Genomic DNA, 866 nt, shown 5'->3' with positions numbered 1-866 from the left:
GGCACAGCTGGGCCGCTGTGCAGCGCGCCGGCCAAGGGGCGCTGTCGTCGATCACCAGCGCCGTGTTCATCCTGCTGTCGGTGGGCGCGCTGATCGGGGTCTGGAATCTCTCCGGGACGATTCCGACGCTCGTGTACTACGGGATCCAGGTGCTCTCGCCGAGTTGGTACTACGCGGCCACCGCGCTGATCTGCGGTGTGATCGCCATGAGCATCGGCAGCTCCTGGACGACGGCAGGGACGATCGGTGTCGGGCTCATCGGGGTCGCGGACATGGTCGGTGTCTCGACGGCCATCACGGCCGGCGCGGTGATCTCGGGTGCGTACCTCGGCGACAAGCTCTCGCCGCTGTCCGAGACGACGGTCCTGACGGCCCAAATGGTGAAGGTGGATGTCCACGAGCACATCAAGCGCCAGGCGTGGACTTCGGTGCCCGCGTTCGTGATCGCGTTCGTCGTCTTCCTGGTGCTCGGCCTGGTCAAGGGCGCCGACGTGGTCAACCCTGTGGGCGAGGACATCGAGCTCGCCGGTCTCGGCGAGATCTACAGCATCACGCCACTGAACCTCCTGCCGCTGGTCCTGCTGGCGGTCCTGTCGATCCGCAAGGTGCCCGCCACGCTCGCGCTGCTCTGCTCCACGCTCTTCGCAGGTGTCCTGGGGGCGTTCCTCCAGCCTGATGTGGTGCGGGCCTTCGTCCCCGGCGCGGGCAACATCGTGGTCGAGTCGCTGAAGGGCGTGTGGAAGGCGATGGCGAACGGGTTCGACATCGCCTCGGGTGTCCCGCAGATCGACGCCCTGCTGTCCCGGGGCGGTATGGACAGCATGCTTTTGACACTCTGGCTCATCATCGGGGCGGTCACCTTCGGC

Annotated in this window: 1 protein-coding gene; it reads left to right on the top strand. The window is 66.9% G+C overall.

What is annotated here, in order from left to right:
- On the top strand, window positions 1-866 hold an 866-nt coding region (locus J0695_RS38960; protein WP_277990100.1), incomplete at both ends, for a Na+/H+ antiporter NhaC family protein.

It is taken from the genome of Streptomyces beijiangensis (genome assembly GCF_017315755.1).
GTDB classification, from domain to species: domain Bacteria; phylum Actinomycetota; class Actinomycetes; order Streptomycetales; family Streptomycetaceae; genus Streptomyces; species Streptomyces beijiangensis.
This window is presented reverse-complemented; position numbering and strand designations above follow the sequence as displayed.